Below are 25424 nucleotides of genomic sequence, written 5' to 3'. Positions count from 1 at the left end.
GGAGCACCCGGTGACTGACTCGACCATCATCTATACGCACACTGACGAGGCCCCGGCCCTGGCGACCCATTCGTTCCTGCCCGTGGTCCAGGCGTACGCCTCGACGGCCGGCGTGCGGGTGGAGACCCGGGACATCTCGCTGGCGGGGCGCATCATCGCCAGCTTCCCGGAGCGCCTCGAGGAGAGCCAGCGGATCGAGGACGCCCTCGCCGAGCTCGGCGAGCTGGCGAAGACGCCCGAGGCCAACATCATCAAGCTGCCGAACATCTCGGCCTCGATCCCGCAGCTGAAGGCCGCGGTCGCCGAGCTTCAGTCCCAGGGCTACGCGCTGCCGGACTACCCGGACGACCCGCAGACGGACGAGGACAAGGACGTCCGCGCCCGCTACGACAAGATCAAGGGCAGCGCCGTCAACCCGGTCCTGCGCGAGGGCAACTCCGACCGCCGCGCCCCCGCCTCGGTCAAGAACTACGCCAAGGCCCACCCGCACCGCATGGGTGCCTGGACCGCGGACTCCAAGACCAACGTCGCCACCATGGGCGCCGACGACTTCCGCTCCACCGAGAAGTCCGCGGTCGTGGCCGAGGCCGGCAGCCTGCGCATCGAGCACGTCGCCGCCGACGGCACCACCACCGTGCTGCGCGAGTCGGTACCGGTCCTCGCCGGTGAGGTCGTCGACGCGTCCGTCATGCGCGTCGCCGCCCTGCGGACCTTCCTCGACGCCCAGGTCGCCCGTGCCAAGGCCGAGGGCGTGCTGTTCTCCGTGCACCTCAAGGCCACGATGATGAAGGTCTCCGACCCCATCGTCTTCGGCCACGTGGTCCGCGCCTTCTTCCCGAACACCTTCGCGAAGTACGGCGAGGCGCTCGTCGCCGCCGGCCTGTCCCCCAACGACGGCCTCGGCACCATCCTCAAGGGCCTCGACTCCGTCCCGCACCTGGGCGCCGAGATCAAGGCGTCCTTCGAGGCCGAGATCGCCGAGGGCCCGGCCCTCGCGATGGTCGACTCCGACAAGGGCATCACCAACCTGCACGTGCCGTCCGACGTCATCGTCGACGCCTCGATGCCGGCCATGATCCGCACCTCCGGCCACATGTGGGGCCCGGACGGCCAGGAGGCCGACACCCTCGCCGTCCTCCCGGACAGCAGCTACTCCGGCGTGTACCAGGTCGTCATCGACGACTGCCGCGCGCACGGCGCCTTCGACCCGGCGACGATGGGCTCCGTCCCCAACGTCGGCCTGATGGCGCAGAAGGCCGAGGAGTACGGCAGCCACGACAAGACCTTCGAGATCGCCACCGCGGGCACCGTCCGCCTGGTCGACGCCGCGGGCAACACCGTCCTGGAGCAGGAGGTCGCCGTCGGCGACATCTTCCGCGCCTGCCAGACCAAGGACCTGCCGATCCAGGACTGGGTCAAGCTCGCCGTCACCCGCGCCCGCGCGACCGGCGCCCCCGCCGTGTTCTGGCTCGACGAGGACCGCGCCCACGACGCCGTCCTGATCGAGAAGGTCAGGACGTACCTCCAGCAGCACGACACCGAGGGCCTCCAGATCGAGATCATGTCGCCGGTCAAGGCGACCGCGTTCTCCCTGGAGCGCATCCGCCGCGGCGAGGACACGATCTCCGTCACCGGCAACGTGCTCCGCGACTACCTCACGGACCTGTTCCCGATCCTCGAGCTCGGCACCAGCGCCAAGATGCTCTCCGTCGTCCCGCTCATGAACGGCGGCGGCCTGTTCGAGACCGGTGCCGGCGGCTCTGCGCCCAAGCACGTCCAGCAGCTCGTCAAGGAGAACTACCTCCGCTGGGACAGCCTGGGCGAGTTCCTGGCCCTCGCGGTGTCCTTCGAGCACCTCGCCACGACCACCGGCAACGCCCGCGCCCAGGTCCTCGCGGACACCCTGGACCGCGCGACCGGCTCGTTCCTCAACGAGGACAAGTCGCCGAGCCGTCGCCTCGGCGGCATCGACAACCGCGGCAGCCACTTCTACCTGTCCCTGTACTGGGCCCAGGAGCTGGCGAAGCAGACCGACGACGCGCAGCTCGCGCAGGCGTTCGGCGCGCTGGCCAAGACCCTGGCCGAGCAGGAGGAGACCATCGTCGGCGAGCTCATCGCCGTGCAGGGCTCTCCGGTCGACATCGGCGGCTACTTCCAGCCCGACCCGGCGAAGGCCTCGGCCGTCATGCGTCCGTCGGCGACGTTCAACGAGGCGCTGGCCATCCTCGGCTGACACCCGCAGCACACCGTTCCGCCCCGGCCCGGCATCCGCCCGGCCGGGGCGGTCCCGTGTCCCCGCCGCGGCCGGCGAGTGGCCGGGCCGGTTCTGCCGACCGGCAGGGCCTGATGCCCAGCAGGCGGCTCAGCCGGCCGGGCCCGCGGGGGAGTCGAACCGCACCCGGAACAACGCGCCGCCCCCCGGGGCCTGTTCGACGGTCACCGTGGCCCCGTGGGCGTGCGCGATCTGGCGGACCATCGCCAGCCCGAGCCCCGAGCCGGGCAGCGCCCGGGCGGTGTCGGCCCGGTAGAAGCGGTCGAAGACGTAGGGCAGGTCCCCGGCCGGGATACCCGGGCCGTGGTCGCGCACGGTCAGCTCGGGGGCGCGGACAGGCCCGCCGAGCTCCACCTCCACCGGCAGGCCCGGCGGGCTGAACTTGGCCGCGTTGTCCAGCAGGTTGGACAGCAGCCGGGCGAGCCGGGCGGGGACGCCCGGCACCACGGCGGAGGCAGCCTGCGCGGTCGAGACCGTGAACGGCACCCGCGGCCAGTGCGCACGGGCCGCCCCGACCGCGTGCTCCACCAGCGCCGCCAGCCGCACCTGCTCGACCAGCGGCTGCGGCTCCTCGTCCCGCGCCAGCTCGATCAGGTCGTTCACCAGCCCGGTGACCTCCCTCAGCTGCCGCCCCAGGGCGCTCGCCGCCCGGTCCCGCTGAGCGGGCGTCAGCCGCTCGGCACGGGCGAGGAGTTCGGCGTTCGTCCGCAGCGCGGTGAGCGGGGTGCGCAGTTCGTGGGAGGCGTCCGCGACCAGCCGCCGCTGCGCCGCCACGGACTGCTCCAGCTCGCCCAGCATGGTGTTGAAGCTGCGCGCCAGCCGGGTCACCTCGTCCTCCCGCCCGGGCGGCGGGAGTTCGATGCGGTGCCGCGGGTCGCGGGTGGCCGCGATCCGCTCTGCCGTGGCCGTGAGCCGGGCCACCGGCGCCAGCCCCGTACGGGCGACGCCGTAGCCCAGCGCGGCCGCCAGCAGCACCCCGGCGGCCCCCACCAGCACCAGCAGCCGGGCGGCCTGCCGGATCCCCTCCTCGACCGTGTCGGCGCGCAGCGCGACCTGGAGCGCCAGGCCCCTGCCGTACGGGGTCGTCAGCATCCGCGCCGGATGGCCGGACAGGGTGAAGTCCGTGGAGTACGCGTTCCGCTCGCCCGCCGCGACCTGCCGGGCGGCCCCGGACACCGGCAGCAGGTACGGCGGTCCGGGGTCCCGCCCGGGGTCGGCGGGCACCACCTCCGCGCAGGCGGGGGCGGCCAGGAACCGGCACTCGCCCGCGATCGTCCCCGGCTCCGCGTCCCGGTGCTGCTGGGCCACCAGCCGCGCCGACTGGGTGAGGTTCAGGTCCAGCTGGCGGTAGAGCTCGTACCGGACGATGAAGAAGGCCGCGGTGCACACGCCCACGGTCACGAGCGCCACGGCGGCGGCAGCCGCCAGCGCCAGTCGGGTGCGCAGCGGGCGCCGCCTGCGCCAGCGCCCGCCCAGCCGCCGCCGGCCGCCCTGCGGCAGCGGGCCCGTACCGCCGCTCACGCGGTGTCCAGGCGGTAGCCGACGCCGTGGACGGTGTGCACCAGCCGGGGCTCCCCGGCGGCCTCCAGCTTGCGCCGCAGATAACCCACGTACACCGCCAGCGAATTCGAGTCGGGCCCGAAGTCCCGCCCCCACACCAGCTCCAGGACGAGCTCCCGCGGCAGCACCTGCCCCGGATGCCTCAGCAGCAGCTCCAGCAGCGCGGCCTCGGTCCGGCTGAACTCCAGCGGTCGCTGCCCGCGCCGGCCCGTCCGGGTCTGCGGATCCAGCACCAGGTCCGCGAAGGCGAGCGGCCCCGCCGCCCCCGCCGGATCGGGGGCGGCCCGCCGCAGCAGCGCCCGGACCCGGGCCACCAGCTCGTCCAGCGCGAACGGCTTGACCAGGTAGTCGTCGGCCCCCGCCTCCAGCCCGTCCACCCGCTCGCTGACCGAGTCCCGTGCCGTGAGCACCAGTACGGGCGTCCGGTCGCCCATCGCCCGCAGCTGCCGGCACACCCCGAGTCCGTCGAGCACCGGCATCATCACGTCCAGCACGAGAGCGTCGGGCTGCCACGAGGCCACCTCGGACAGCGCCGCCAGCCCGTCCGCGGCGCCCCGCACCTCGTACCCCTCCACCGCCAGCCCGTCCTCGACCGCCGCCCGCACCTCGGGCTCGTCGTCCACGACCAGAATTCGATTCCGCATGGACAAAGACTGCCAAACGCGGCTCCAAGAGGGCGTTTATGCAGGTCGTGGGCAGGAAGTGCGGCTCCTCGCCGACGCGATCGGCCTCCTCCTCGCAGACGTGGCCACCTCCGCTACGCGACACCCGAGATCGCTGCGGCTTCCTCGCGCCTTGTTCTGGCAGAGGCCCCCACTCTGTGGTGTGGGGCCCGCCCCGGGGTGTCGGGGCGGGCGCCCACGTCCCGGACTGAGGGCTGCTACGTCGGAAGATTGAGGGTTATAGGGCTGCCGTCCGCGGGCTTCTTGATCGGAAAATTCTTGACCTTGTACGTATTCGTGTCGCCATCCTCATCTTCGCAGACCACCTTGGCAGTGACGGTCGTGCCGTTGTTCGGAATTCCCGTGAGCTTGATCGTGTACTGTTCGACCCTTTCCTCGCCGGCCGGTTCGTCCGACCCGGCAGTCCCCTTCTTGGGGGTTATTACCACTTCCTTCGGTATTGACTCGCCGAATTGGGCGCAGCTCACCGTTCCGGTGATGGTGACCTTCACGGCGGCGTGTGCTGTGCCGATTGAAGCCACGGATGCAGCGAGCGCCAGTGAGGCCGCGACCGCGACGGGACTGAGTGCATTTCTTTTGATGCTGCTGAAGTTCCGCATTTCAGACTCCCGTACTGATTTCAGACGGCTTTGTCGAGAGTGTCTGACCGTGTGAGAGGCAGGTCGCAACGTTGAACTGCGAATGTTCGACGTGCGCCGTCATGCGGGCTTGTGCGCCTGCCGCTGAGGGGTACACCCGGCCCCTGATTCGTGCATGTGGGGGCGGCTGGGATCACGCCGAATAACATCGGCCCGCAGGTGCCTTCCCAGCTTCTGCCCGATGCGCGCAGCGCGCCACCCGGCGCGGTCGGCGGGGCGGAGACCGGAGGTCCGCCGTGCTGAAGAGGCGGCGCGCGTTCGCACCGTGCGCAGGCCGTGACCGAGCGGCGCCCGAAACGTGACTCCCGTATTGGCTCTTGAGCTGCGGCGATCGGTCGCGAGTGGCCGGATCGGCTCTTAGAACGTTCTTAAAGCTGTCCGCGAGTGTGCGGGCATGAGCACACCACTCTCCGTCGTGATCGGTGCCGGCGGCACCGGCGGTCACATCTATCCCGGCCTCGCCCTCGCCGAGGCGCTGCGCCGGGCCGCGCCCGGAGCCGTGATCTCGTTCATCGGGACCGAGCGGGGCCTGGAGACCGAGCTGATCCCCGCGGCCGGATACCGGCTGCACACCGTCGACATGATCCCCTTCGATCCCGCGCTGGGCGCGAGGCGGTACCTGCTGCCCGCGGCGCTGCTGCGCTCGGCCGGGCAGGCCCGTGCCGTGCTGCGCAGACAGCGGGCCCAGGTCGTCGTCGGCATGGGCGGCTACCCGAGCGCACCCGCGGTGCTCGGCGCCCGCTTCGCCGGGATCCCGGCGCTCATCCACGAGTCCAACGCCGTGCCGGGCCGGGCCAACCGGTTCGCGGCCCGCCTCACCCCGCACATCGCCGTCGCCTTCGACCGCAGCCGCGCCCTGCTGGTCGGCGGCGACCGGGCGCTGACCACCGGCATGCCGATCGCCGCCGCCCTGGCCCGGCCCGACCTGCACGCACTGCGCGACGAGGCCCGGCGGGCCCTGCGGATACCGGACGGGGCCCGGCTCGTGGTGTTCAACGGCGGCAGCCTGGGCGCCGCCCGGCTCACCGAGGCCGCCACCGGCCTGGCCCGCCGCTGGCAGGGGCGCGACGACGTACGCCTGCTGGTCAAGACCGGGCCCGCGGCGCTGGACGCCGCGCGCCGGGTCCTCGAGGACTGCGGCGGGGACCGGATCGCGCGGGCCGTGCCGTACCTGGACCGGATGGACCTCGTCTACGCCGCCGCCGACCTCGTGGTCTGCCGGGCCGGTTCGGCGACCGTCGCCGAACTCGCCGCCACCGGCGTCCCGGCCGTCCTCGTGCCCTACCCGTACGCCCCCGGCGACCACCAGACCCACAACGCCCGCGTGCTCGGCGACGCGGGGGCCGCGCTGCTGCTGCCCGACGCCGGGACCACCGCCGCGAAACTCGCCGATCTGCTCGGACCGCTGCTCGCCGATCCCGCCCGGCTCGCCGCCATGCGCGGCGCCGCCGACCCAGGGCCGCACGCCCGCGCCGCCGAACTCCTCGCCGCCGAGGTCCTGAAGCTCGCCGGCCACCCCGCCCCCGCCGTCCCGGCCACCCCCACCGCACTGGAGCGCACATGAACCCCGAACACCCCGCCGCCCACGACTGGTCCGGCCGCACCGTCCTCGTCACCGGAGCCGAGGGCTTCATCGGCTCCACGCTCGTCGACCTGCTCGCGGCCCGCGGCGCCCGGGTCCGCGCCTTCGTCCACTACAAGCCGTACGCCGAGAAGGGCCACCTCGCCCGCCACCTCGGCCCCGGCAGCACCGTGGAGATGCTCGCGGGCGACGTCCGCGACGCCGGCCGGGTGAGCGACGCCGTGCAGGGCTGCGACACCGTCTTCCACCTCGCCGCCCTCATCGGCATCCCGTACAGCTACGCCTCGCCCGGCGCGTACGTGCAGACCAACGTCACCGGCACCGAGAACATCGCCGAGGCCTGCCGCCGGCACGGCGTGCGCCGCCTGGTCCACACCTCCACCAGCGAGGTGTACGGCACCGCCCGCGTCGCGCCGATCCCCGAGAGCCACCCGCTCCAGCCGCAGTCCCCGTACTCCGCGTCGAAGATCGGCGCCGACATGATGGCGCTCTCCTTCCACCACGCCTTCGAGCTGCCCGTGACGGTCGTACGGCCGTTCAACACCTACGGCCCGCGGCAGTCGGCGCGCGCCGTGATCCCGGCCATCCTCGCCCAACTGCACTCCGGGGCAAGGGAGATCAAGCTCGGCTCGCTCACCCCGACCCGCGACTTCACGTACGTCACCGACACCGCCGAGGGCTTCCTCGCGGTCGCCGGGTGCGACCGGGCGCTCGGCGAGGTGGTCAACCTCGGCAGCGGGCAGGAGATCTCCATCGGGGACCTCGCCCGCGCCCTGATCACCGCGTCCGGCCGCGACGCGCAGGTCGTCGCGGACCCGGCCCGGCTGCGGCCCGCGGGCAGCGAGGTGGAGCGGCTCCTCTCGGACAACTCCCGCGCCCGGGAGTGGGCCCGCTGGCAGCCGCAGGTGGACCTGGCGGAAGGGCTGCGCCGCACCTCGGACTGGATCGCCGGGAACCTGCACCTCTTCGCCCCGGACCGCTACCAGGTGTGAGCGCCGCGCACCGGCTCACTCGCCGTCCCGCCCCGCCTCCATCCCGGTCAGCAGCAGCGCGATGTCGTCGGGCCGGTCGGCGGCCTGCCGGGCCTCGCTGATCAGCCGGTCCGCGACCTCCCCCAGGGGGGCCGGACCGGCTGCGGCCAGGGCCGCGCGCAGCCGCTCCACCCCGAGGTCGATGTCCTCGGCCGCGTGCTCCACCAGCCCGTCCGTGTACAGGGCCAGGATCGCGCCCGGGGCCAGGGTCAGCTCGGTGACGGGGTAGACGGCCTCGGGGTCCACCCCGAGCACCACGCCGCCGGGCAGGTCCAGGACCTCGGTACGGCCGTCGGGATGGCGCAGCAGCGGCTGCGGGTGTCCGGCCCGGACGGCCCACAACCGGCCCGACGCCGGGTCGAGGCGCAGGTAGCAGCAGCTCGCGAACTGCCCGGGATCCAGGCCGATCAGCAGCCGGTTGGTGCCGGTGAGGACTTCCTGCGGGGAGTTGCCGCTGAGGGCGAAGGCGCGCAGCGCGCTGCGCACCTGCCCCATGGTGGCCGCCGCCGACACCCCGTGGCCCTGAACGTCGCCGATGACGAGCGCGAGCTGTCCACCGCCCGTCTCGACCACGTCGTACCAGTCCCCGCCGACGTCCATCCCCTCGGTGCCGGGCAGGTACCGGCCCACCGTCGCGACGTGCTCCACCACCGGCAGCCGGTGCGGCAGCAGGGCGTCCTGGAGGCCGCGGGCGAGCGCGGCCTCGCTGTCGTAGCGCTGGGCGCGCTCGAGCGCCTGGGCGATCAGCCCGGCGAGCGCGGTGAGGACCGTACGCTCCTCCGGGCTGAAGCCCCGCGGCCCGTCGAAACCGAGGATGCAGGAGCCCACGGGCCGCCCCGAGGCGATGAGCGGCAGGAAGGCGCGGGCGCCGACGCTGGCGTCCAGCGGGATGCCCGGATAGGCGGCGGACAGGTGTTCCATGGACTCGAAGAACAGCGGCCGGCCGGAGGTGAGGGCCTCGACGCCGGGCAGCCGGGCGTCGAGCCCCACGCCGTCGAAGCGGTCCAGGAAGCCCTGCGGGAAGCCGGTCTCCCAGGCCAGGTACAGGTGGCGCTCGTTGAGCAGGTAGATCGCCAGCTGGCGGCCGCCGAAGGCGGGCAGCAGCTCCTGGGTGACGACGGCGGAGACCTGGCGGGCCGTCACGGCCTCGGTGAGGGCGATGGCGAGGGCGACCGGGCGGTAGAGCGCCGAGGCCCGGTCGGCGGGGGAGCCGAGCCCGGCGTCGGACCGGACCGCGGAGCCCCGCTCGTACATCGGGTGCTCGGCGACGCTGAAGGTGACGGTGACCCCGCTGCGGCCCGGGTGGAGCACGACCGACAGCCAGTCCCGGGTCGTCCGGCGGGCGACGAAGGAGACGGGGTCCCCGGAGAGCAGCACGGACCGGAAGTAGTCCTCGTACGCCGGATGGCCGAGCCAGGGCAGGGCCTCCCAGAGCACCTTGCCGACCAGCTCGGCGTGCCCGAGGCCCAGCAGCCCGTCCGAGCTGTGGTTGGCGTACGTGACCCGCCCGAGGCGGTCGATCGACACGACGGCCTGCGGGAGGCGCTCGGCGGCGTCCCCCGGGAAGGTGCCCATGCCGGGGTCCAGCAGGAAACCGGTCACTCGCCGCCCGGCACCGGCGGTCAGTTCGAGCAGCAGCGGCTGGCCTTCGAGGCCGCGCAGCGGCACCCGCCGCGTGTCCGGACCGCCCGGCTCGGCGAGGGCGAGGGCGGCCGCCCACACCCCGTACCGGTCCTCCGGCGCCCAGGCGGCGGTCAGGGTGGCGACCGTGCCGTCGAACTCCGCGGGGTCGACCCCCGACAGGGCGCACAGCTGGGCGTCCGCGGTGATCGCCCCGGAGTCGAGGTCCCACTCGAAGCGCCCGATGCGCACGGGGGGCGAAGCGGGCGGCGGCACCTGGAGGCACAGCGGCTCGCCGTCCCACTCCACGGGGATGCCGTTGGCCCACATGCGCGCCAGCTGCGCGCCGAGCCGGTCCGCCCCCTCCCGCAGGGCGAGCCGGTCGGCCTTGCTGACCTGGAGCCCCGGGGTGGCCGGACGGAGCACGAACAGCACCCCGAAGCGCTGGCGCCCGCCGCCGACCGGCTCGTACAGCGAGCTGAAGGGGAACGGCAGCCCGGCCATCAGCTGCGGGAACAGGCGCATGCCCTCCTCGGCGTCGGTCAGGTGCACCGACTGCCCCGAGCGGAACGCCTCGGCCACCGGGTACGGGCGGTTCACGTGCATCCGCCACCACGGGCCGAACAGCGGTCCCGGCAGGCCCGCGACCACCGCCATCCGCATGAGGCCGCGGGCACGGGAGCGCAGGTACACCCCGCCGGCGTATCCGCCGACGGACTCGGTCGTGCTCACCGTGGCCTGGGCGAGAGCCAGGGACAGCACGTCCAGCCGTCCGGCCGGTGGCTCGCTCCCCGGCCCGTTCCCGTCGCGCGCCGTGTGCCCGGCCACGCCGTACCCGGTCACACAGCCAGGATGCGCCACGGCGGGCGGCCCGCGCATCTTGCCGCTTCCGTCCGCGCCGCGGCGACACCACCCATGGGTGTCCCGTAGCCCCTGGTGGATCAGCGCACGGCGTCGGATGCGGTGCATCGCGAGGCGGAGGAGCATCCGCATGCCGGGTGTATTCGGACGTTCCGACAACGCAGCGAGGTGCCGTAGCCGGCGTCGTGCGCCCGCCGGGGGTTACGGGACAGCCTTTAGGGTGGGCGTGTGAACCTGGGTGCGGCCCCGCTCCTGCCGGTCGGACCGGCCCTCGGGGTCTTCATGGCGGTGCTGCTGGCGGTGGCGGCCGCGGTCGTGGCGTACGGCCGGCTGGGTGCGGGGACGACCCCGGGCGCCCGGGCCCGGCCGGTGCTGACCGCCGGGCTGCGGGCCGCCGTGCAGCTCGCGGTGGTCTCGTACCTGATCACCTGGGTGGTCCGCGCGGTCCCGGCGCTCTTCGTCTTCCTGCTGCTCATGTTCGCCGTGGCCGTACGCACCAGCGGCCGCCGGTTGACGGACAACTCCACCTGGTGGCTGACGGCGGTTCCGCTCGCCCTCGGGGTCGTCCCGCCCGTCGCGGTGCTGCTGCTCACCGGCCTGCTGCCGGTCCGCGGACTCGCCCTGATCCCGGTCACCGGGATCCTGATCGGCGGCGCCATGACCGCGACGGTGCTGGCGGGGCGGCGGGCGCTGGACGAACTGGAGACCCGGCGGGGCGAGGTCGAGGCCGCGATGGCGCTGGGCTTCGCGGACCGGGAGGCGCGCCTGGAGATCGCCCGTCCCGCCGCGTCCGACGCCCTGCTGCCCGCCCTCGACCAGACCCGTACGGTCGGGCTGGTCACCCTGCCGGGGGCGTTCGTCGGGATGCTGCTGGGCGGGGCGGGCCCGCTGTCCGCCGGCGCCGTGCAGCTCTTCGTCCTGGTCGCCCTGCTGGCGGTGGAGGCGGTGGCCGTCCTCGCCACCGTCGAGCTGGTGGCCCGCCACCGCCTCCGCCGCTGACCCGTACGCCGCTCAGTGCGGGTCGGGGTGGCGCAGCAGCCGCAGCGCGTTGCCGACCACCACCAGCGTCGACCCCTCGTGGACCAGGACGGCCGGCCCGATGCCCAGGCCCAGCACGGTCGCCGGGACGAGCACCGCGACGATGCCGAGGCTCAGCCACAGGTTCTGCCGGATGATCCGGGCGGCCCGGCGGCTGAGCCCGGTGATGAACGGCAGCCGCCGCAGGTCGTCCGACATCAGGGCGATGTCGGCCGTCTCCAGGGCGACCGCCGAACCCGCCGCGCCCATCGCCACGCCCACGCTCGCGCCGGCCATCGCCGGGGCGTCGTTCACGCCGTCGCCGATCATCGCCGTACGGCCCGAGGCCCGCAGCCGGGTGACGGCGCCCGCCTTGTCCTGCGGCAGCAGCCCGCCGCGGGCCTCGTCGATGCCCACGAGGGCGGCGACGGACTCCGCCACCCGCTGGTCGTCACCGGAGAGCATCACCGTGCGGGTGACGCCGAGTTCCCGCAGCCGGGCCACCGTCGCGGCCGCCTCGGGCCGCGGGGTGTCCATCAGGCCGAGCACCCCGAGGTGGCGCTCCCCGTAGCGGACGGCCATGGTGGTGCGCCCGGCGGCCGACAGCTGCTCGGCCCGCTCCCGCAGGGCGGGCGGGACCGGCGTGCCGGCCTCGTCGAACCCGGCCAGGCTGCCGATGCGGACCTCCGTGCCGCCGATCCGCCCCGAGACGCCCCGCCCGACCAGGGCCCGTACGTCCTCGGCCTGCGGGACGGGCCGCGCCGGGTCCAGGTGCTCCGGGGCGTCGCGGACCACGGCCTGGGCGAGCGGGTGGTCGCTCAGCCGCTGTACGGCCACCGCGGTGCGCAGCAGCTCGGCGCGGTCGGAGCCCTCGGCGGGCAGGATGTCGGTGAGCCGGGGACGGCCCTCGGTGAGCGTGCCCGTCTTGTCGAAGGCGATGGTGTGCAGCCGCCCGAACTCCTCCAGCGGCGCCCCGCCCTTGACCAGGACCCCGCCGCGGGCGGCCCGTCCCACCGCGCTCAGCACGGCGGCGGGGGTGGCGATGGCCAGGGCGCACGGGCTCGCCGCCACCAGGACGGCCATCGCCCGGTAGAAGGTCTGGTCGAACGGCTCGCCGGTCAGGGCCCCGTACAGCAGCAGCACGGCGACGAGGGCGAGCACGGCGGGTACGAAGATCCGCTGGAAGCGGTCGGTGAAGCGCTGTGTGGGCGACGTGCGCTCCTCCCCCTCCTGCACCATCCGCACCACGCGGCTCAGGGTGTTGTCCGCGGCGAGACGGGTGACGACGATCTCCAGCGAGCCCGCGCCGTTGACCGTGCCCGCGAAGACCCGGCTCCCGGCGGGTACCGCGCCGGGCAGTGCGAGGGCCTCGGCGACGGCGGCGACGGGCCGCTTGTCGGCCGGCACGCTCTCGCCGGTGACGGGGGACTGGTCCACGCTGCTGGTCCCGGCGGCCACGAAGCCGTCGGCCGGGATGCGGGTGTGGGGGCGTACGGCCACCCGGTCGCCCACGACGAGCTCGGCCACCGGGACCTCGGTGGCGGTGCCGGTGGCGGTGCCGGGGGAGCCGGCGTCCGACGGGGCGCCGTCGCGCAGCAGCAGGGCGGTGGGCGGGGCCAGGGCGCCCAGGGCCTCGATCGAGCGCCGGGCACGGCCCGTCACGTACCCCTCCAGGGCGTGGCCGAGGCTGAACAGGACGAGCAGGACCGCGCCCTCCTCCCAGCGGCCGATCGCCGCCGCGCCCGCGGCGGCGACGAGCATCAGGAAGTCGACCTGGAAGGCGCCGCGGCGCAGGCTCTGCAGGGCTTCGCGCAGGGTGAAGAACCCACCGAAGGCGTAGGCGGCCATGAACAGGGGCGGGGCGCCGAGGAAGAGCCCGCCGACCCAGGCGGCGAGGGCGAGCAGGGCACTGAACAGTTCCGCACGCTCCCCGAGGAAGCCGTGCCGGTGGGTGGCCGTCGCCTTCTCGGCGCCCTTCGGGCGCTTGGTGTTCTTCGGGGTCTTCGCACTCTTGGCAGTACTCGTGACAGCACTCATGGGATTAAGATATCAGTAGATCTAAATATATGAATATCTGGAGGTGTGGATATCGTGATCTCGAGTCGTACAGTGGGCCGGTGGAACAGACACCCGGCACCGGCCCCCTCATCTCCGAGACCTCCGCGGCGGCCGTCGCCGAGGTCATGCAGGGCCTCGCCGCCCCCGCCCGCATCCGCATCCTCGACCGGCTGCTGCGCTCGCCCTGCTCCGTCGGCGAACTGGCCGAGGACCTCGGCCTCGGCCAGCCCACCGTCTCCAACCACCTGCGCCTGCTGCGCCACCTCGGACTGGCCTCCGGTCGCCGCTCCGGCCGCAGCGTCGTCTACGGACTCCACGACGAGCACGTCGCCGAACTCCTCCGTCAAGTCCTGGCCCACGTACGGCACGACCTGACACAGTGAGGCCGTGCGCGTACTCATCGTGACGGCCGGATCCTGGGGCGACGTCGCCCCCTACACCGGGCTGGGCACGCGCCTGAAAACCGCGGGCCACGACGTCGTCCTCGCCACCCACACCCGGTTCGAGGACGCGGTCACCGCCTGCGGGCTGGGCTTCCGCGCCCTGCCCGTCGACCCCCGCGACGAGCTCGCGTCGGCCCTCGGGCAGGGGCTCGCGGAGGCGGTCAGCCCGCCGGTCGCCATGGCCCGCGTGATCCGGATGGCCCGCACCTTCATGCCCCGGCTGACGGCCGGCGTGGCCGCGGCCGTGGGCCGGGGAGCGGACGTCGTGCTGTCCGCCACCGTCACCGACCCGATGTGCGCGGTGCTCGCCGAGGCGCACGGCCTGCCCGCCCTCGGCGTCTACCTCCAGCCGATCGCGCCCACCGCGGCCTTCCCGCCCCTGGTCACCGGCGCCGGATCCCTCGGCCGGCACGGCAACCGGCTGGCCGCCCGCGCACTGTGGACCGCCGCCGACCGCATGTTCGCCCCGGCCGTCGGCGAACTGCGACGCGACCTGGGCCTGCCCCCGCGCCGGTTAGCCGGACCGCTCGGCCTCGACCGGAACCGCGCCGTCCACCACGGATTCAGCCCGCTCGTCGTCCCCAGGCCCGCCGACTGGCCCGACGGCCACCGGATCGGCGGCTACTGGTGGCCCGAACCCCCGCCCGGCTGGCAGCCCGACCGCAGGCTCCTCGACTTCCTCGCCGCCGGACCGCCCCCGGTCTTCGCCGGCTTCGGCAGCTTCGTCACCGCCGACCCGGAACGCCTGAGCACCCTCCTCGCCCGCGCCCTGCGCAAAGCGAAGGTCCGCGGCATCGTCCAGGCGGGCTGGAGCGGGCTGCACGCCGAAGGCGACGACCTCCTCACCGTCTCCGAGGTGCCGCACTCCTGGCTCTTCCCGCGCACGGCCGCCGTGATCCACCACGCGGGCGCCGGCACCACCGCGGCCGGGCTGCGCGCCGGAGTCCCGTCCGTACCCGTACCCGTCCAGCTCGACCAGCACTTCTGGGCCGCGCGCCTGACGGCCCTCGGCACCGCCCCCACCGCCCTGCGCTACCAGCGGCTCACCGCGGACCGGCTGGCCGACGCGGTCCGACGCGCCGTCACCGAACCGGCCTTCCGGGCCCGCAGTGCCCGGCTCGCGGCCGGAATCGCCGCCGAGGACGGCGCAGCGCCGGTCCTGGCCGCCCTGGACCGGCTCGGTTAGGCAACCTTCGTGCGGGACGCGCCCGGGTCAGCCGGCGCCGGGCCCCGTCAGCCGGTGCAGCCGCAGCGCCAGCTGGAGTTCGAGGGTGCGGGCCGGCGTGTTCCAGTCCGCACCGAGCAGGGTGCGGACCCGGTCCAGCCGCTGCACGACGGTGTTCACGTGCACGTGCAGCACCTCCTTCGTCCGGGTGAGGCTCGAGCCCTCGGCGAAGTAGGTGCCCAGCGTGTGCACCAGTTCCGTGCCGCGCTCCGCGTCGTAGTCCAGCACCGGGCCCAGCACCCCGTGCACGTACGACGGCAGATCCGCCCGGTCGCCGAACAGCAGTCCCACGAACCCCAGGTCCGCCAGCGCAGCACCCTGCCCGGCGTGGCCCAGGGCCCGCAGCGCCGACAGGCAGCGCCGCGCCTCGGCGTACGCCGCCAGCAGCTCGCCGGGACCGGACGCGGGCCCCGCAGCCCCCACCGTCACCGGCGCCTCCACCAGCGCCCCCAGCCGCCCGGCCAGGTCCTGAGCCGCGGGGCCGGGCACCTCGGCCGGACCGATCAGCACCACCGCGTCGTGGTGCAGACCCGCCAGGCCGCGCCGTGCGTGCGCCATGCGGGCTGCCGCCGACAGCAGCCGCCGCGGCGCCACCCCCTCCGCCGCCACCACGAACACCGCCTGCCCGCGCGACAGATGGAGACCGAGCCGGCGGGCCCGGCGCGCGAGACCCGCCGGGTCGGCGGTCCCGGACAGCAGGTCGTTGAGCAGCTCGCCGCGGATCCGGTCCTCCGCCTCCGCGACCGACCGCCCCAGGAGCAGCAGCAGCGCCGTCACCACGCTGGCCCGTTCGAACAGCAGCCGGTCGGCGTCGCCGAGCGCGGCCGGGCGGGTCAGCGCGATGCTCCCGAGCGGCTCCGGACCGGCCACCACGGCGCACAGCCAGCTGCCCTCCGCGAGGACCGCCCGGCCGCTGGACCGGGACGCGGCCACCGCGGCCGCGGGCGGGCTCTTCGGCCCCTCGCCGGCCCGGGCCAGTTCCGTTCCCTCGCTGTCGTGCACCACGATCCCGCCGTCGAGCAGACCGGCGAGGGCGAGCGCCACGTCGCTGACGTCGCCGCCGCGCAGCACCAGATCGGTCAGCTGGTCGTGAGCCCGCTCGGCCCGGCGCATGGCCTCGCTGTGCGCGCGGATCGTGTCCGAGGCGGCGTTCAGCTCCACCAGCGCGGTCCGCGTCTCCTCCAGCAGCCGGGCGCCGTCGATCGCGATGGCCGCGTGGTCGGCCAGCGAGGACAGCAGGGCGACCTCGTCGGCGGTGAACCCGCGCGGCGCGCGGTCGGCCGCGTACAGCACCCCGATGATCCGGGCGCCCACCCGGAGCGGGACGCCGAGGATCGCCCGCAGCCCCTCCTCGGCGACCGCGCCGTCGATGGCGTCCGTGTGCCGGAAACGCGTGTCGGCCTGGTAGTCGCCGGTGACGTACGGCCGTGCCGTCTGCGCGACCAGGCCCCCGAGCCCCTCGCCGAGGCCCAGCCGCACCTGCTGGAAGGCCGCCGCCACCGACCCGTCGGTGACCCGCATGTACGTGTCGCCCGCCGCCTCGTCGTTCAGCGAGAGGTACGTGACGTCCGTACCGAGCAGCAGCTTGGCCCGGCGCACGATGGCCCGCAGCACCGCGTCCAGGTCCCGCAGGCCCGCGAGGTCGCTGGCCGTGTCGAACAGCGCGGTGAGCTCCGCCTCCCGGCGCCGGTGCTGGCCGATGGTCCGCCGGATGCGCAGCGCCACCTCGGCGGCCTCCTCGACGGCGGCGAGCGCGGCGGCCGGCAGCCCGGCCTCCCGCGCCTCGGCGGCCGGGCGGGCGAAGTCCTCGGCGGGCGCGCCGTCGGCCAGCAGGTCCAGCAGCCGGCGCAGTCCGGCGAGGGCGGTCTCGGAACCGGGGGCTGTCACGGTGGGGAGCATACGTCGCCCCTCTCCGGGGGATGGGAGCGCCGTACGGCTCCGGGAGGAAGCCGCACGGCGCGGGACGGGGGCGAGCCGGCGAACGCCGGTGCGCCGGTCAGCTGTTGAGCGGGTCCCGGGACCGGTGCCCGGCCGCGGCCCGGCTGCCCGCCGGGTCGGCGGCCGTCTTCCCGGCCGTCGCACCGGCACTCTCCCCGCCGGCGTCCGCCGCGCCGAGACTGCGCCCGCGGGTCTCCCCGGCCAGGAACACCGTCACCACGGTGACGAGGGCCGCCGCGCACAGGTACACCGACACCGGCAGCGAGGAGTCGTACTCCTTGAGCAGTTCGACGGCGATGATCGGGGCGAGCGCGCCGCCGATGATGGAGGCGAGCTGGGAGCCCATCGAGGCGCCCGAGTAGCGGACTTCGGTGTCGAACATCTCGGAGATGAAGGCCGCCTGCGGCCCGTACATCGCGCCGTGGAACAGCAGCCCGACGGTGACCGCGAGGGCGATGACGGGGAACGACCGGGTGTCGAGGAGCGCGAAGAAGGCGAACGCCCAGCCCGCCATGCCGACCGCACCGATCAGCGTCACCGGTCTGCGGCCGATCCGGTCGGACAGCGCGCCCCACAGAGGGATGGTGACGAAGTGCACCGCCGAGCCGATGAGCACCGCGTTCAGGGCCTGGCTCTTCGGCAGTTCCAGGTGGACGGTCACGTACACGAGCAGGAAGGCCGTGACGATGTAGTACGAGACGTTCTCGCCGAGCCGGGTCCCGATGGCGGTCAGCACCTGCCGGCGGCTGGTGCGGAAGACCTCGACGACCGGGGGACGGGCCGTCTCGCCCGCCGCGCTGCGCGCCGCGGCCTTCTCCTGGGCGGCGAGGAACACCGGCGACTCGGAGACGGAGATCCGTATCCACAGGCCGATCACCACGAGCACTCCGGAGAGCAGGAAGGGGATCCGCCAGCCCCAGGCGAGGAAGGCCTCGTCGGACTGGACCGCGGCCAGCAGCGCGAGCACGCCGGTCGCCAGCAGGTTCCCGCCGGGCGCACCCGCCTGCGGCCAGGAGGCCCAGAAGCCTCGGCGGCGGTCGTCGCCGTGCTCGGACACCAGCAGGACGGCCCCGCCCCACTCCCCGCCGAGCGCGAAGCCCTGCACCAGCCGCAGCAGGGTCAGCAGCACCGGCGCACCGGCTCCGATCGTCGCGTGCGTGGGCAGCAACCCCATTGCGAACGTCGCCCCGCCCATCATCAGCAGGCTCACGACCAGCAGCTTCTTGCGGCCGATCCGGTCACCGAAGTGCCCGAAGACCACCCCTCCCAGCGGCCGGGCGGCGAAGCCCACGGCGTAGGTGAGGAAGGCGAGCAACGTGCCGGTGAGCGGGTCGCTGGCCGGGAAGAACAGGGTGTTGAAGACCAGCGCGGCGGCAGAGCCGTACAGGAAGAAGTCGTACCACTCGACGGTGGTGCCGACGAGGCTGGCCGTGACGATCCTTTTGATGCCTGACCGGGCCGGCGCAGCCGTTGCGGGGGAGACCATGAGCACCACTTCCAGGCGTTGGGCGGGGACGTTGCGTGTCGGCACAACGTAGAAGTCCCCAGGTCGCGGGCCTATGTGGCCGACCATCACAATCAGGCATCCCCCTGTGTGCCCGCCCACCACACCGCGCCGGCCACCGCGCCCCGCCGCCCCTGCCGCGATGGCCGCCGGCCCCGCGCCGGGTCTGGCGTCGACCAATGCGTCGAGACACCGCACACTCCTGTATAAGGGTCCGCGTACCGGCGCGGACGCAGGGAAGTGACCGCCGTGCTGGAAGTCCCGCTGTGGCTCTGGGGAGCCTTCGCCGCGACCGTGGTGGTGTCGCTGGCGGTAGACCTGCTGGCCCACCGCACCGCACACGTCATCGGCTTCAAGGAGGCCGCCGCCTGGAGCTGCCTGTGGGTGGGCCTCGCCCTGGCCTTCGGCGCCGTGGTCTTCCTGGTCCTCGGCACGACGGCGGGTACCGAGTACACGACCGCGTGGCTGCTGGAGAAGAGCCTGTCGGTCGACAACCTCTTCGTGTTCGCCGTGATCTTCGCCTACTTCAAGGTGCCCCGTGCCTACCAGCACCGCGTGCTCTTCTTCGGCGTCATGGGAGCCCTGGTCTTCCGGGGGATCTTCCTCTCCCTCGGTGTGGCCGTGGTCAGCCGTTTCACGGCCGTGCTGTTCGCCTTCGCCGCGGTTCTCTTCTACAGCACGTACAAGCTGCTCAAGGACGAGCAGGACAGCTTCGACCCGGGCAAGAGCCTCGCCGTACGCATGCTCCGCAAGATCATCCCGGTCCGCGACGAGTACGCCGGCACGAAGTTCTTCGTCAGAGAGGCGGGCAAGCGGATGGCGACCCCGCTCCTCGCGGTGATCGCCGCGATCGAGGCCGCCGACCTGATCTTCGCCGTGGACAGTGTCCCGGCCGTCCTCGCCGTGAGCGACGACGCCTTTGTCGTCTACACCAGCAACGCCTTCGCCATCCTCGGCCTGCGCGCCCTGTACTTCATGCTCGCAGGGCTCCTGGACCGCTTCCACTACCTCAACAAGGGCCTGGCGATCATTCTCGCCTTCATCGGCATCAAGCTCATCCTGCAGGCATCGCACAAGCTGATCAGTCCGGGCATCCCCGAGATCCCCTCCCCGGTCAGCCTGGGCGTCATCGTCGCCGTCCTGGCGGGTTCTGTGGTGCTCAGCCTCAGGAGGCCGGACCCGGCGGCCGCACTTCCCGATTCGGGAAAAACGTCATATCGTAAAAATATGGTCAAAACCAAGCGTGAGGTCGACGCCTACACGTGTCCGACCTGCAAAGAGCCAGTCGCCGCCACGGTCCATCGCACGAAAGCCTTCGGTGTTTTCGTCCCCCTGTGGGCCGCGGGTCCCTGCCAGAACGCCCGCTGTCCCGAATACCGACTCGACCCCGGACACAAGGGTGGTCACACGCCGCATTGACATGGGCAAGGGCCAACCGCGAACCCGGTGAAGAACCCGCGGGCCCCTTCCGGCGTCGGCGCCGGAGGGGGCCCGTTTGTGCTGCCCGCTCCGCCGCGCGGCCCGAGGCCCCGCGGACGCTCGTTCGGTCGCGGCGCCGCCCACGTGCGGCCGCGTCCGGCCGGGTTACCGGCTTTCCGGGTCAAGCCCTCCGTGTGACCTGCGGCGATCGCACGTACCCGTGGGCCGGTCGGCGCAGCGGCCGTTGACGGGCGGTCGTGTCCTGCGCGCCGCACTCCGCCTGGCGTGGTCATGGTCGGTCCCGGTCGGCGAGGCTGTGCCCGTGCGTGTGGGTGGCGGTCATACGCCGGCCTCCGCCACGAAATGGAGCACCAGGTTGAAGACGCAACCGCTCGGCGCCCCTCGCCGCAGCCGTCGGACGTCCCGTCTGGCCGCGGCCGCTGCGCTCGCCGTCCTGGTCCAGCTGGGCACCACCGGGGCGGTGTTGGCGGCCTCCGGCCCGGGCGGCGCCACGCCGCGCGCGGCGAAGGTGCCGGCCGTGTGCGCAGCGCCCTACGCGTACGTCCTGGCCGGACCCGCGGGCGGAACGGGCGGAAGGTCGGTCCAGCAGGTCGTACTCGCCACCGGCGTGCGCAGTCAGATCGGCAACTTCACCGTGCCCGCGGGCATCGACGTCAACGGCCTCGACATCTCCCCGGGCGGCCAGACGGCGTGGGCGGTCTCCGAGGACGAGGTCAACGGCACGCAGAACGTCTACCGCCTGGACCTCAACAGCAACATCACCACCGCCTTCGCCGGATCCCCGAAGGTCGGCGGCGACACCCGGGACACCGTCCGTGGTGCGATCAACCCGGTCAACGGCTGGTTCTACTACTCCCATGCCGTGGAGAACTCCGCCGGGCAGCCGATCAGCCAGGTGGTCTACGCGTTCGACACCGTGAACAACGTGAACATCGGCGCGGTCGGCACCCTGACCGACGCCCGCTTCAACGGCGGCTCCGGGGACATGGTCTTCGACTCCGCCGGCAACCTGTACATGGTCATCTCCAACCCCGCCAACCCCGCCCCCGGCACCCTCGACGCGGTCCTGGTGAGGATCAACGAGACCCTGCCGACGACCCCCGCGAACATCCCGCTCACCGCCGACCTGGTCGTGGACCTGCCCGACGGCCGGCACGCCGGCGTCACCTTCGGCGCGGACGGCTTCCTCTACACCGTCCGGCTCGGCCAGACGCCCGCCGGGGACCTGCTCAAGATCGATCCGAACACCGGCGCCCTGATCTCCGTTCTCAGCATGACGGCCCCGGTCTCACCGGACCCGGGCTCACGCGATCCGAGGCCCGCCGACGCGGGGAACTGCTCGTTCGGTCCTTCGCTGTCCGCCCAGAAGAAGATCGTCGACCGGTACGACCCCAGGGACCAGTTCACCGTCACGATCACCGGCAACGGCGTCACGTCCGGCAACACCGGGACGAGCACCGGCACCGACTCCGGGTACCAGAACACCCCGGGCGAGACGGCCGGCCCCATCCCGGGCGTCGTGGGGCAGACCTACCGCTTCTCCGAGACCGCCGCGGCGGGCGGGGACCTGTCGAACTACACGACCACCTACCGGTGCGTGGACACCGCGCACGGGAACGCCGCCCTGACCTCGGGCACCGGTACGGACTTCCTGTACACACTGCCCCCGTCCCCGGACGCCAACGGAGTCGCGGTTCTGTGCACCTTCACCAACACGCCGGCCGAGGCCGAGATCAAGGTGAAGAAGTACGTCGACACCAAGGGCGCCAAGGCCGGCCAGGACGTCACCTACTCGTTCACGGTCACCAACACCGGTGACTTCCCCGCCCGCATGGTCCACGCGGTCGACAACCTCTCCGGCCTCCTGGACGACGCCACGTACAACGACGACGCCTACGCCACCAGCGGCAGCGTCGACTACGACAGGCCCAACCTGACCTGGAGCGGCGACCTCGACCCCGGCCAGAACGCCACCGTCACCTACTCGGTCACCGTCAACAGGCGGTCCGGCAGGGACGGCGCCCACAAGCTCGAGAACAGGGTCACCGTCACCGCGCCCCACAGCAACTGCCTCCCGCGTACGGCCCGTACGGCCAACCCGGACAAGGGAGGCAAGGACCACTGCTCCGACTCCACGAGCATGTCGGTCAAGACCCAGCCCAAGTCCTCCAACGACAAGGGCCGCCCCCGCACGATCCTGCTGGACGACGGCATCTACGGCGAAGACGACTGACGGCCCGGCCCCGCCCCGCCCGGCCCCGACCTGTCCTGATCGGGCCTGCCCTGATCGGACCTGGGTGACCTGATCAACACCGCCGTGACCGGGGGTGCGGGCCCTGGGCGCCCGCCCGGGGCCCGCAATTCCGGCACACAACCGACCTCCCCGCCAGCGGCGTTGGCGTCTCGGTGTGCGGGCAGTCCGGGCCTGTTCTATGTTGGTTTGGTACTGATGTGCGACCGCGTGCCGGTGCGTCGGTTGCTCCGTGCGATCCGGCACGCTTCCGCGCAACCGGCCTCTGCAACGTAAGAACGGACGCACTTCCCCCGCCTTACGGGCCGACGTCAAAGCCTCCCTGCGGTATCCGGAGCTCACGGCACTCGATCGCCATCGCGCCCCGGAGCGTGGGGCTTCGTGACGAGCGCCAGGAGCCAAGCCATCCCTCGGTGGGGGCGTACACGCGTGGCGCACGGCGCACCCGCACATCACCGGCAACCGCGTCGCTCCTCGCGCACAGCGCGACCTCGGGAGAGGGCCGCTCAGTGCCCGGCACCACCGCTCTCTTGGAGGATCCGGTGACTACCTTGCAGGAAACCAACTCCGTCAGCCGCCTGGTCGCCGTCCTCGTCGCCTGCGGCGCCGTGGGCAGCATCATCGGCAGCAGCGGCACCGCCGTCGCGAGCACCGCCTCCAGTCGCCCCGCCTCCGTGGCCCGCCCCTGGACACCCGCCCCGCTCGCCGCCCCGAACCTCCTGGCTGTGGTCGACCCCACCCCCACGCCTTCCGAGCCGAGCCCCTACGAAGAGGGCACCTGCCTCAACGGCACCCTTCCCGACGCCACCGCCCCGACCACCGTCTACAACGAGGAAGTCCCCTGCTCCGCAGCAGACGCCCACTACCGCGTCATCCAGCGCTTCTCGGACACCACCGACCTGGACCTCTGCGATGACAACCCCAAGAGCCAGTACGCCTTCTCGAGCAGCCGCACCCTCGCGGGCGTCCCCATCGAGGAGTACGTCTACTGCCTCGTCGGCCTCGGCAGCTACTCCCGCCCCTGACCCGGCCACCGGGCAAACGCCGGTGCCCTCCGCCACGTCCGGCCGCCGCAACGGCAGGGAGCAGGAGGCGTCGCCCGTCGGAGCCGCGCCACGGAACACCCGCCCGGTGCACGCGCCGCATTCCCGGGCCACGGAGCAGGAGGGCGCGTCCGCGCCCGGGGCATCGGTCGCGAGGCCCAGCAGGCCGCAGGGTGACGGCGTGGTGCGGGACCCCCTTCCGGGCGTGGCGTACCACCTGTGTGCTATCCCTTGGTGCCCCTTGGTGCCCCTTGGTGCCCCTTGGTGCCCCTTGGTGCCCCTTGGTGCCCCTTGGTGCCACGTGGCGTCAAGTGGTGTCATTCGGAGCCAGGAGGTGCCACGTAGGCTTCCGGAGGGTGCATGGTCCCGCATGTCGCCGTGACAAATCGGCCGGCCCCCTTCCTGTTTCCCCAGGTCAGACGCGTGGTTGCCCGACAGTGTCAATCCGCGGCGCCGCCGCGCTTGCAAGTGGCGCCATGATGGTGCCATCATGGCGCCATGGATTTGACTCCGTATGTCGACACGCTGCGCCGTGAGCTGGCGGTGGCTGCTGAAGCCGGGGGGCAGGACGCCCGGGAGCTGGCTGAGAGGCTTACGGCTCCGCTGGAGTCGGCGGCCCGCCTGACGATGCTCAACGTGCTCTCCGCCGCGATGGACGAGGTCACCCGGGAGCTCGCTCCCGGGTCGGTCGACGTGCGGCTGCGCGGGCTCGACCCCGACTTCGTGGTGACGCTGCCGCTCGCCGACGGCGGTGCCCCGGCGGAGCCGGCCGCGCCCTTCGAACCGATCCAGACCTCGGGTGCGGCCGACGGCGACGAGGGGGGTACCGCCCGCGTCAACCTGCGCCTGCCGGCCCACCTCAAGGCGCGCGCCGAGGAGGCCGCGAGCCGCGAGGGCCTGTCGGTCAACGCGTGGCTGGTCCGGGCGGTGTCGGGCGCGGTCGACGGCGGCGGCCCGCCGCGTACGACGGAGAGGACCCGCACCATCGGGCAGAGCGTTACGGGCTGGGTGCGCTAGCCGCGCCAACGCCGCCCCACCTCAACCCACTTCACCCCACACCACGTCCCACCAGCGGGGACGCCCCGAAGACCCAAGAGGACGGGACAACCATGCCTTCTTTCGACACTCCCGAACCGATCTCGGCCACGGCGCACGTGGAGGCCGGTTCCATCCTGTTCACGGCGGGCGACCGACCCGAGACCGTCGTCGAGGTGCGGCCGCGTGACCCGAAGCGGGACCAGGACGTACGGACCGCCGAGCAGACCGAGGTCGCGTACGCGAGTGGCACCCTGACCGTCAGGACGCCCAAGCAGCGCTATCTCGTCGGGCGTACCGGCACCGTCGATGTCACGGTCGAACTGCCCGCCGGCTCGCGCGTCGAGGTAACCGGCGCCTGGGCCCAGGTGGTCGGCGAAGGACGGCTCGGTGAGGTCCGGGTGAAGACCTCATCCGGTGACGTCCGCCTCGAGTCGACCGGCCCGCTGCACCTCACCGCCTCCCACGGCGCGATCACCGTGGACCACGTCGAGGGCCTGGCCGAGATCACCAGCAGCTCCGGCAGCATGCGCGTCGGTACCGTCTCCGGCCCGGCCGTCCTGAAGAACTCGCACGGCACCACAACCGTCGGCGCCGCGACCGGAGACCTGCGGGTCAGCGGTGCCAACGGCGACATCGACATCGCCCGCGCCGAGGCGTCGGTCATCGCCACCACCGCCCACGGCGCCCTGCGCGTGGCCGAAGTCGCCCGCGGCACCATCCAGCTGGAAACCTCCTACGGCTCCATCGAAGTCGGCATCCGCGAAGGCACCGCCGCCTGGCTCGACGTCAGCTCCGTCCACGGCCAGGCGCGCAACACGCTCGCCGCCTCCGACGCCCCGGACAAGACCGAGGAGACCGTCCGGGTCCGCGCCCGGACCCGCTACGGCAACATCGACGTGCGCCGCGCCCGGACCTGAACCTCACCCGCCAAGCCGCGCCCACTTCCCGTCACTTCAGCCTCTCGAAGGAGAGACCATGCCTTCACCTGTCATGCCCACATCCAATCGGGGTGTCACTCCTCCGGCCGTCGCTGCCGTCTCCGCCGTCGGGCTGCGCAAGTCCTACGGGGACAAGGCCGTCCTCGACGGCATCGATCTGCACATTCCGGCAGGGTCGGTGTTCGCGCTCCTCGGTCCGAACGGCGCCGGCAAGACCACCGCCGTCAAGATCCTCTCCACCCTCATCGGCGCCGATGCCGGCACCGTGCACGTCGGTGGCCA

At 73.2% G+C, this 25424-nt stretch carries 19 protein-coding genes; 12 read left to right on the top strand and 7 right to left on the bottom strand.

What is annotated here, in order from left to right; all coding sequences use genetic code 11:
• Window positions 1–10: 10 nt before the first annotated feature.
• A complete protein-coding gene (locus tag ACZ7H1_RS03045) occupies window positions 11–2233 on the top strand; it encodes an NADP-dependent isocitrate dehydrogenase (protein ID WP_470783211.1) in 2223 nt (740 codons plus the stop codon).
• Window positions 2234–2362: 129 nt separating this feature from the next.
• Here the strand turns inward: ACZ7H1_RS03045 and ACZ7H1_RS03040 are convergent, their stop codons facing one another.
• The 3 genes from ACZ7H1_RS03040 to ACZ7H1_RS03030 form a co-directional block, all read right to left on the bottom strand.
• Window positions 2363–3793 (bottom strand): sensor histidine kinase, encoded by a 1431-nt coding sequence (locus tag ACZ7H1_RS03040; RefSeq protein ID WP_470783210.1) that lies wholly within the window; start codon window positions 3791–3793, stop codon window positions 2363–2365.
• The gene (locus ACZ7H1_RS03035; protein WP_470783208.1) at window positions 3790–4476 is read right to left on the bottom strand and encodes a response regulator transcription factor; all 687 of its coding nucleotides are present in this window, start codon (window positions 4474–4476) and stop codon (window positions 3790–3792) included. The genes ACZ7H1_RS03040 and ACZ7H1_RS03035 overlap by 4 nt, the downstream gene beginning before the upstream one ends.
• A gap of 236 nt (window positions 4477–4712) precedes the next feature.
• The gene (locus tag ACZ7H1_RS03030; protein ID WP_470783207.1) at window positions 4713–5114 is read right to left on the bottom strand and encodes a hypothetical protein; all 402 of its coding nucleotides are present in this window, start codon (window positions 5112–5114) and stop codon (window positions 4713–4715) included.
• Between the two features lie 433 nt (window positions 5115–5547).
• Between ACZ7H1_RS03030 and murG the strand changes: the two genes are divergently transcribed.
• Both murG and ACZ7H1_RS03020 read left to right on the top strand, forming a co-directional pair.
• A complete protein-coding gene (murG, locus tag ACZ7H1_RS03025) occupies window positions 5548–6717 on the top strand; it encodes an undecaprenyldiphospho-muramoylpentapeptide beta-N-acetylglucosaminyltransferase (protein WP_470783205.1) in 1170 nt (389 codons plus the stop codon).
• Entirely contained in the window at window positions 6714–7727 is a 1014-nt protein-coding gene (locus ACZ7H1_RS03020; RefSeq protein WP_470783204.1) for an SDR family NAD(P)-dependent oxidoreductase, read from the top strand. The genes murG and ACZ7H1_RS03020 overlap by 4 nt, the downstream gene beginning before the upstream one ends.
• 15 nt (window positions 7728–7742) lie before the next feature.
• Here the strand turns inward: ACZ7H1_RS03020 and ACZ7H1_RS03015 are convergent, their stop codons facing one another.
• Window positions 7743–10265 (bottom strand): SpoIIE family protein phosphatase, encoded by a 2523-nt coding sequence (locus tag ACZ7H1_RS03015; protein ID WP_470783563.1) that lies wholly within the window; start codon window positions 10263–10265, stop codon window positions 7743–7745.
• Window positions 10266–10529: 264 nt separating this feature from the next.
• Between ACZ7H1_RS03015 and ACZ7H1_RS03010 the strand changes: the two genes are divergently transcribed.
• Window positions 10530–11246, top strand: a complete 717-nt coding sequence (locus ACZ7H1_RS03010) for an ABC transporter permease (protein WP_470783562.1) — start codon at window positions 10530–10532, stop codon at window positions 11244–11246.
• 12 nt (window positions 11247–11258) lie between these two features.
• On the opposite strand, the gene ACZ7H1_RS03005 is transcribed toward ACZ7H1_RS03010, so the two are convergent.
• Window positions 11259–13301: a heavy metal translocating P-type ATPase gene (locus tag ACZ7H1_RS03005; protein ID WP_470783202.1), complete on the bottom strand. Its 2043-nt coding sequence runs from the start codon at window positions 13299–13301 to the stop codon at window positions 11259–11261.
• Window positions 13302–13381: 80 nt separating this feature from the next.
• Between ACZ7H1_RS03005 and ACZ7H1_RS03000 the strand changes: the two genes are divergently transcribed.
• Window positions 13382–13705 (top strand): ArsR/SmtB family transcription factor, encoded by a 324-nt coding sequence (locus tag ACZ7H1_RS03000; protein WP_470783200.1) that lies wholly within the window; start codon window positions 13382–13384, stop codon window positions 13703–13705.
• A gap of 4 nt (window positions 13706–13709) precedes the next feature.
• Window positions 13710–14951, top strand: a complete 1242-nt coding sequence (locus ACZ7H1_RS02995; RefSeq protein ID WP_470783198.1) for a glycosyltransferase — start codon at window positions 13710–13712, stop codon at window positions 14949–14951.
• A 27-nt stretch (window positions 14952–14978) separates the two neighbouring features.
• Here the strand turns inward: ACZ7H1_RS02995 and ACZ7H1_RS02990 are convergent, their stop codons facing one another.
• Both ACZ7H1_RS02990 and ACZ7H1_RS02985 read right to left on the bottom strand, forming a co-directional pair.
• Window positions 14979–16889 carry a helix-turn-helix domain-containing protein gene (locus ACZ7H1_RS02990; RefSeq protein WP_470783197.1) on the bottom strand — a complete coding sequence of 637 codons (1911 nt, stop codon included), beginning with the start codon at window positions 16887–16889 and terminating at the stop codon, window positions 14979–14981.
• A 97-nt stretch (window positions 16890–16986) separates the two neighbouring features.
• Window positions 16987–18414 (bottom strand): MFS transporter, encoded by a 1428-nt coding sequence (locus ACZ7H1_RS02985; protein ID WP_470783560.1) that lies wholly within the window; start codon window positions 18412–18414, stop codon window positions 16987–16989.
• A 267-nt stretch (window positions 18415–18681) separates the two neighbouring features.
• Between ACZ7H1_RS02985 and ACZ7H1_RS02980 the strand changes: the two genes are divergently transcribed.
• The 6 genes from ACZ7H1_RS02980 to ACZ7H1_RS02955 form a co-directional block, all read left to right on the top strand.
• On the top strand, window positions 18682–19851 hold the full coding sequence (locus ACZ7H1_RS02980; protein ID WP_470783558.1) for a TerC family protein: 1170 nt from the start codon (window positions 18682–18684) through the stop codon (window positions 19849–19851).
• Window positions 19852–20227: 376 nt separating this feature from the next.
• Window positions 20228–22105, top strand: coding sequence for a DUF7927 domain-containing protein (locus ACZ7H1_RS02975; RefSeq protein WP_470783195.1), 1878 nt, complete (start codon window positions 20228–20230; stop codon window positions 22103–22105).
• A 560-nt stretch (window positions 22106–22665) separates the two neighbouring features.
• Window positions 22666–23148 (top strand): LppU/SCO3897 family protein, encoded by a 483-nt coding sequence (locus tag ACZ7H1_RS02970; protein WP_470783193.1) that lies wholly within the window; start codon window positions 22666–22668, stop codon window positions 23146–23148.
• Window positions 23149–23664: 516 nt separating this feature from the next.
• Window positions 23665–24183: a hypothetical protein gene (locus tag ACZ7H1_RS02965; protein WP_470783192.1), complete on the top strand. Its 519-nt coding sequence runs from the start codon at window positions 23665–23667 to the stop codon at window positions 24181–24183.
• A 92-nt stretch (window positions 24184–24275) separates the two neighbouring features.
• A complete protein-coding gene (locus tag ACZ7H1_RS02960; protein ID WP_470783191.1) occupies window positions 24276–25121 on the top strand; it encodes a DUF4097 family beta strand repeat-containing protein in 846 nt (281 codons plus the stop codon).
• A gap of 73 nt (window positions 25122–25194) precedes the next feature.
• The coding region (locus ACZ7H1_RS02955; protein ID WP_470783189.1) for an ATP-binding cassette domain-containing protein at window positions 25195–25424 on the top strand (230 nt) is incomplete at its 3' end.

This window comes from Streptomyces sp. NPDC037401 (assembly GCF_055602345.1).
The sequence above is the reverse complement of the archived record's forward strand: the minus strand, read 5'-3'. Positions and strand labels throughout refer to the sequence as shown.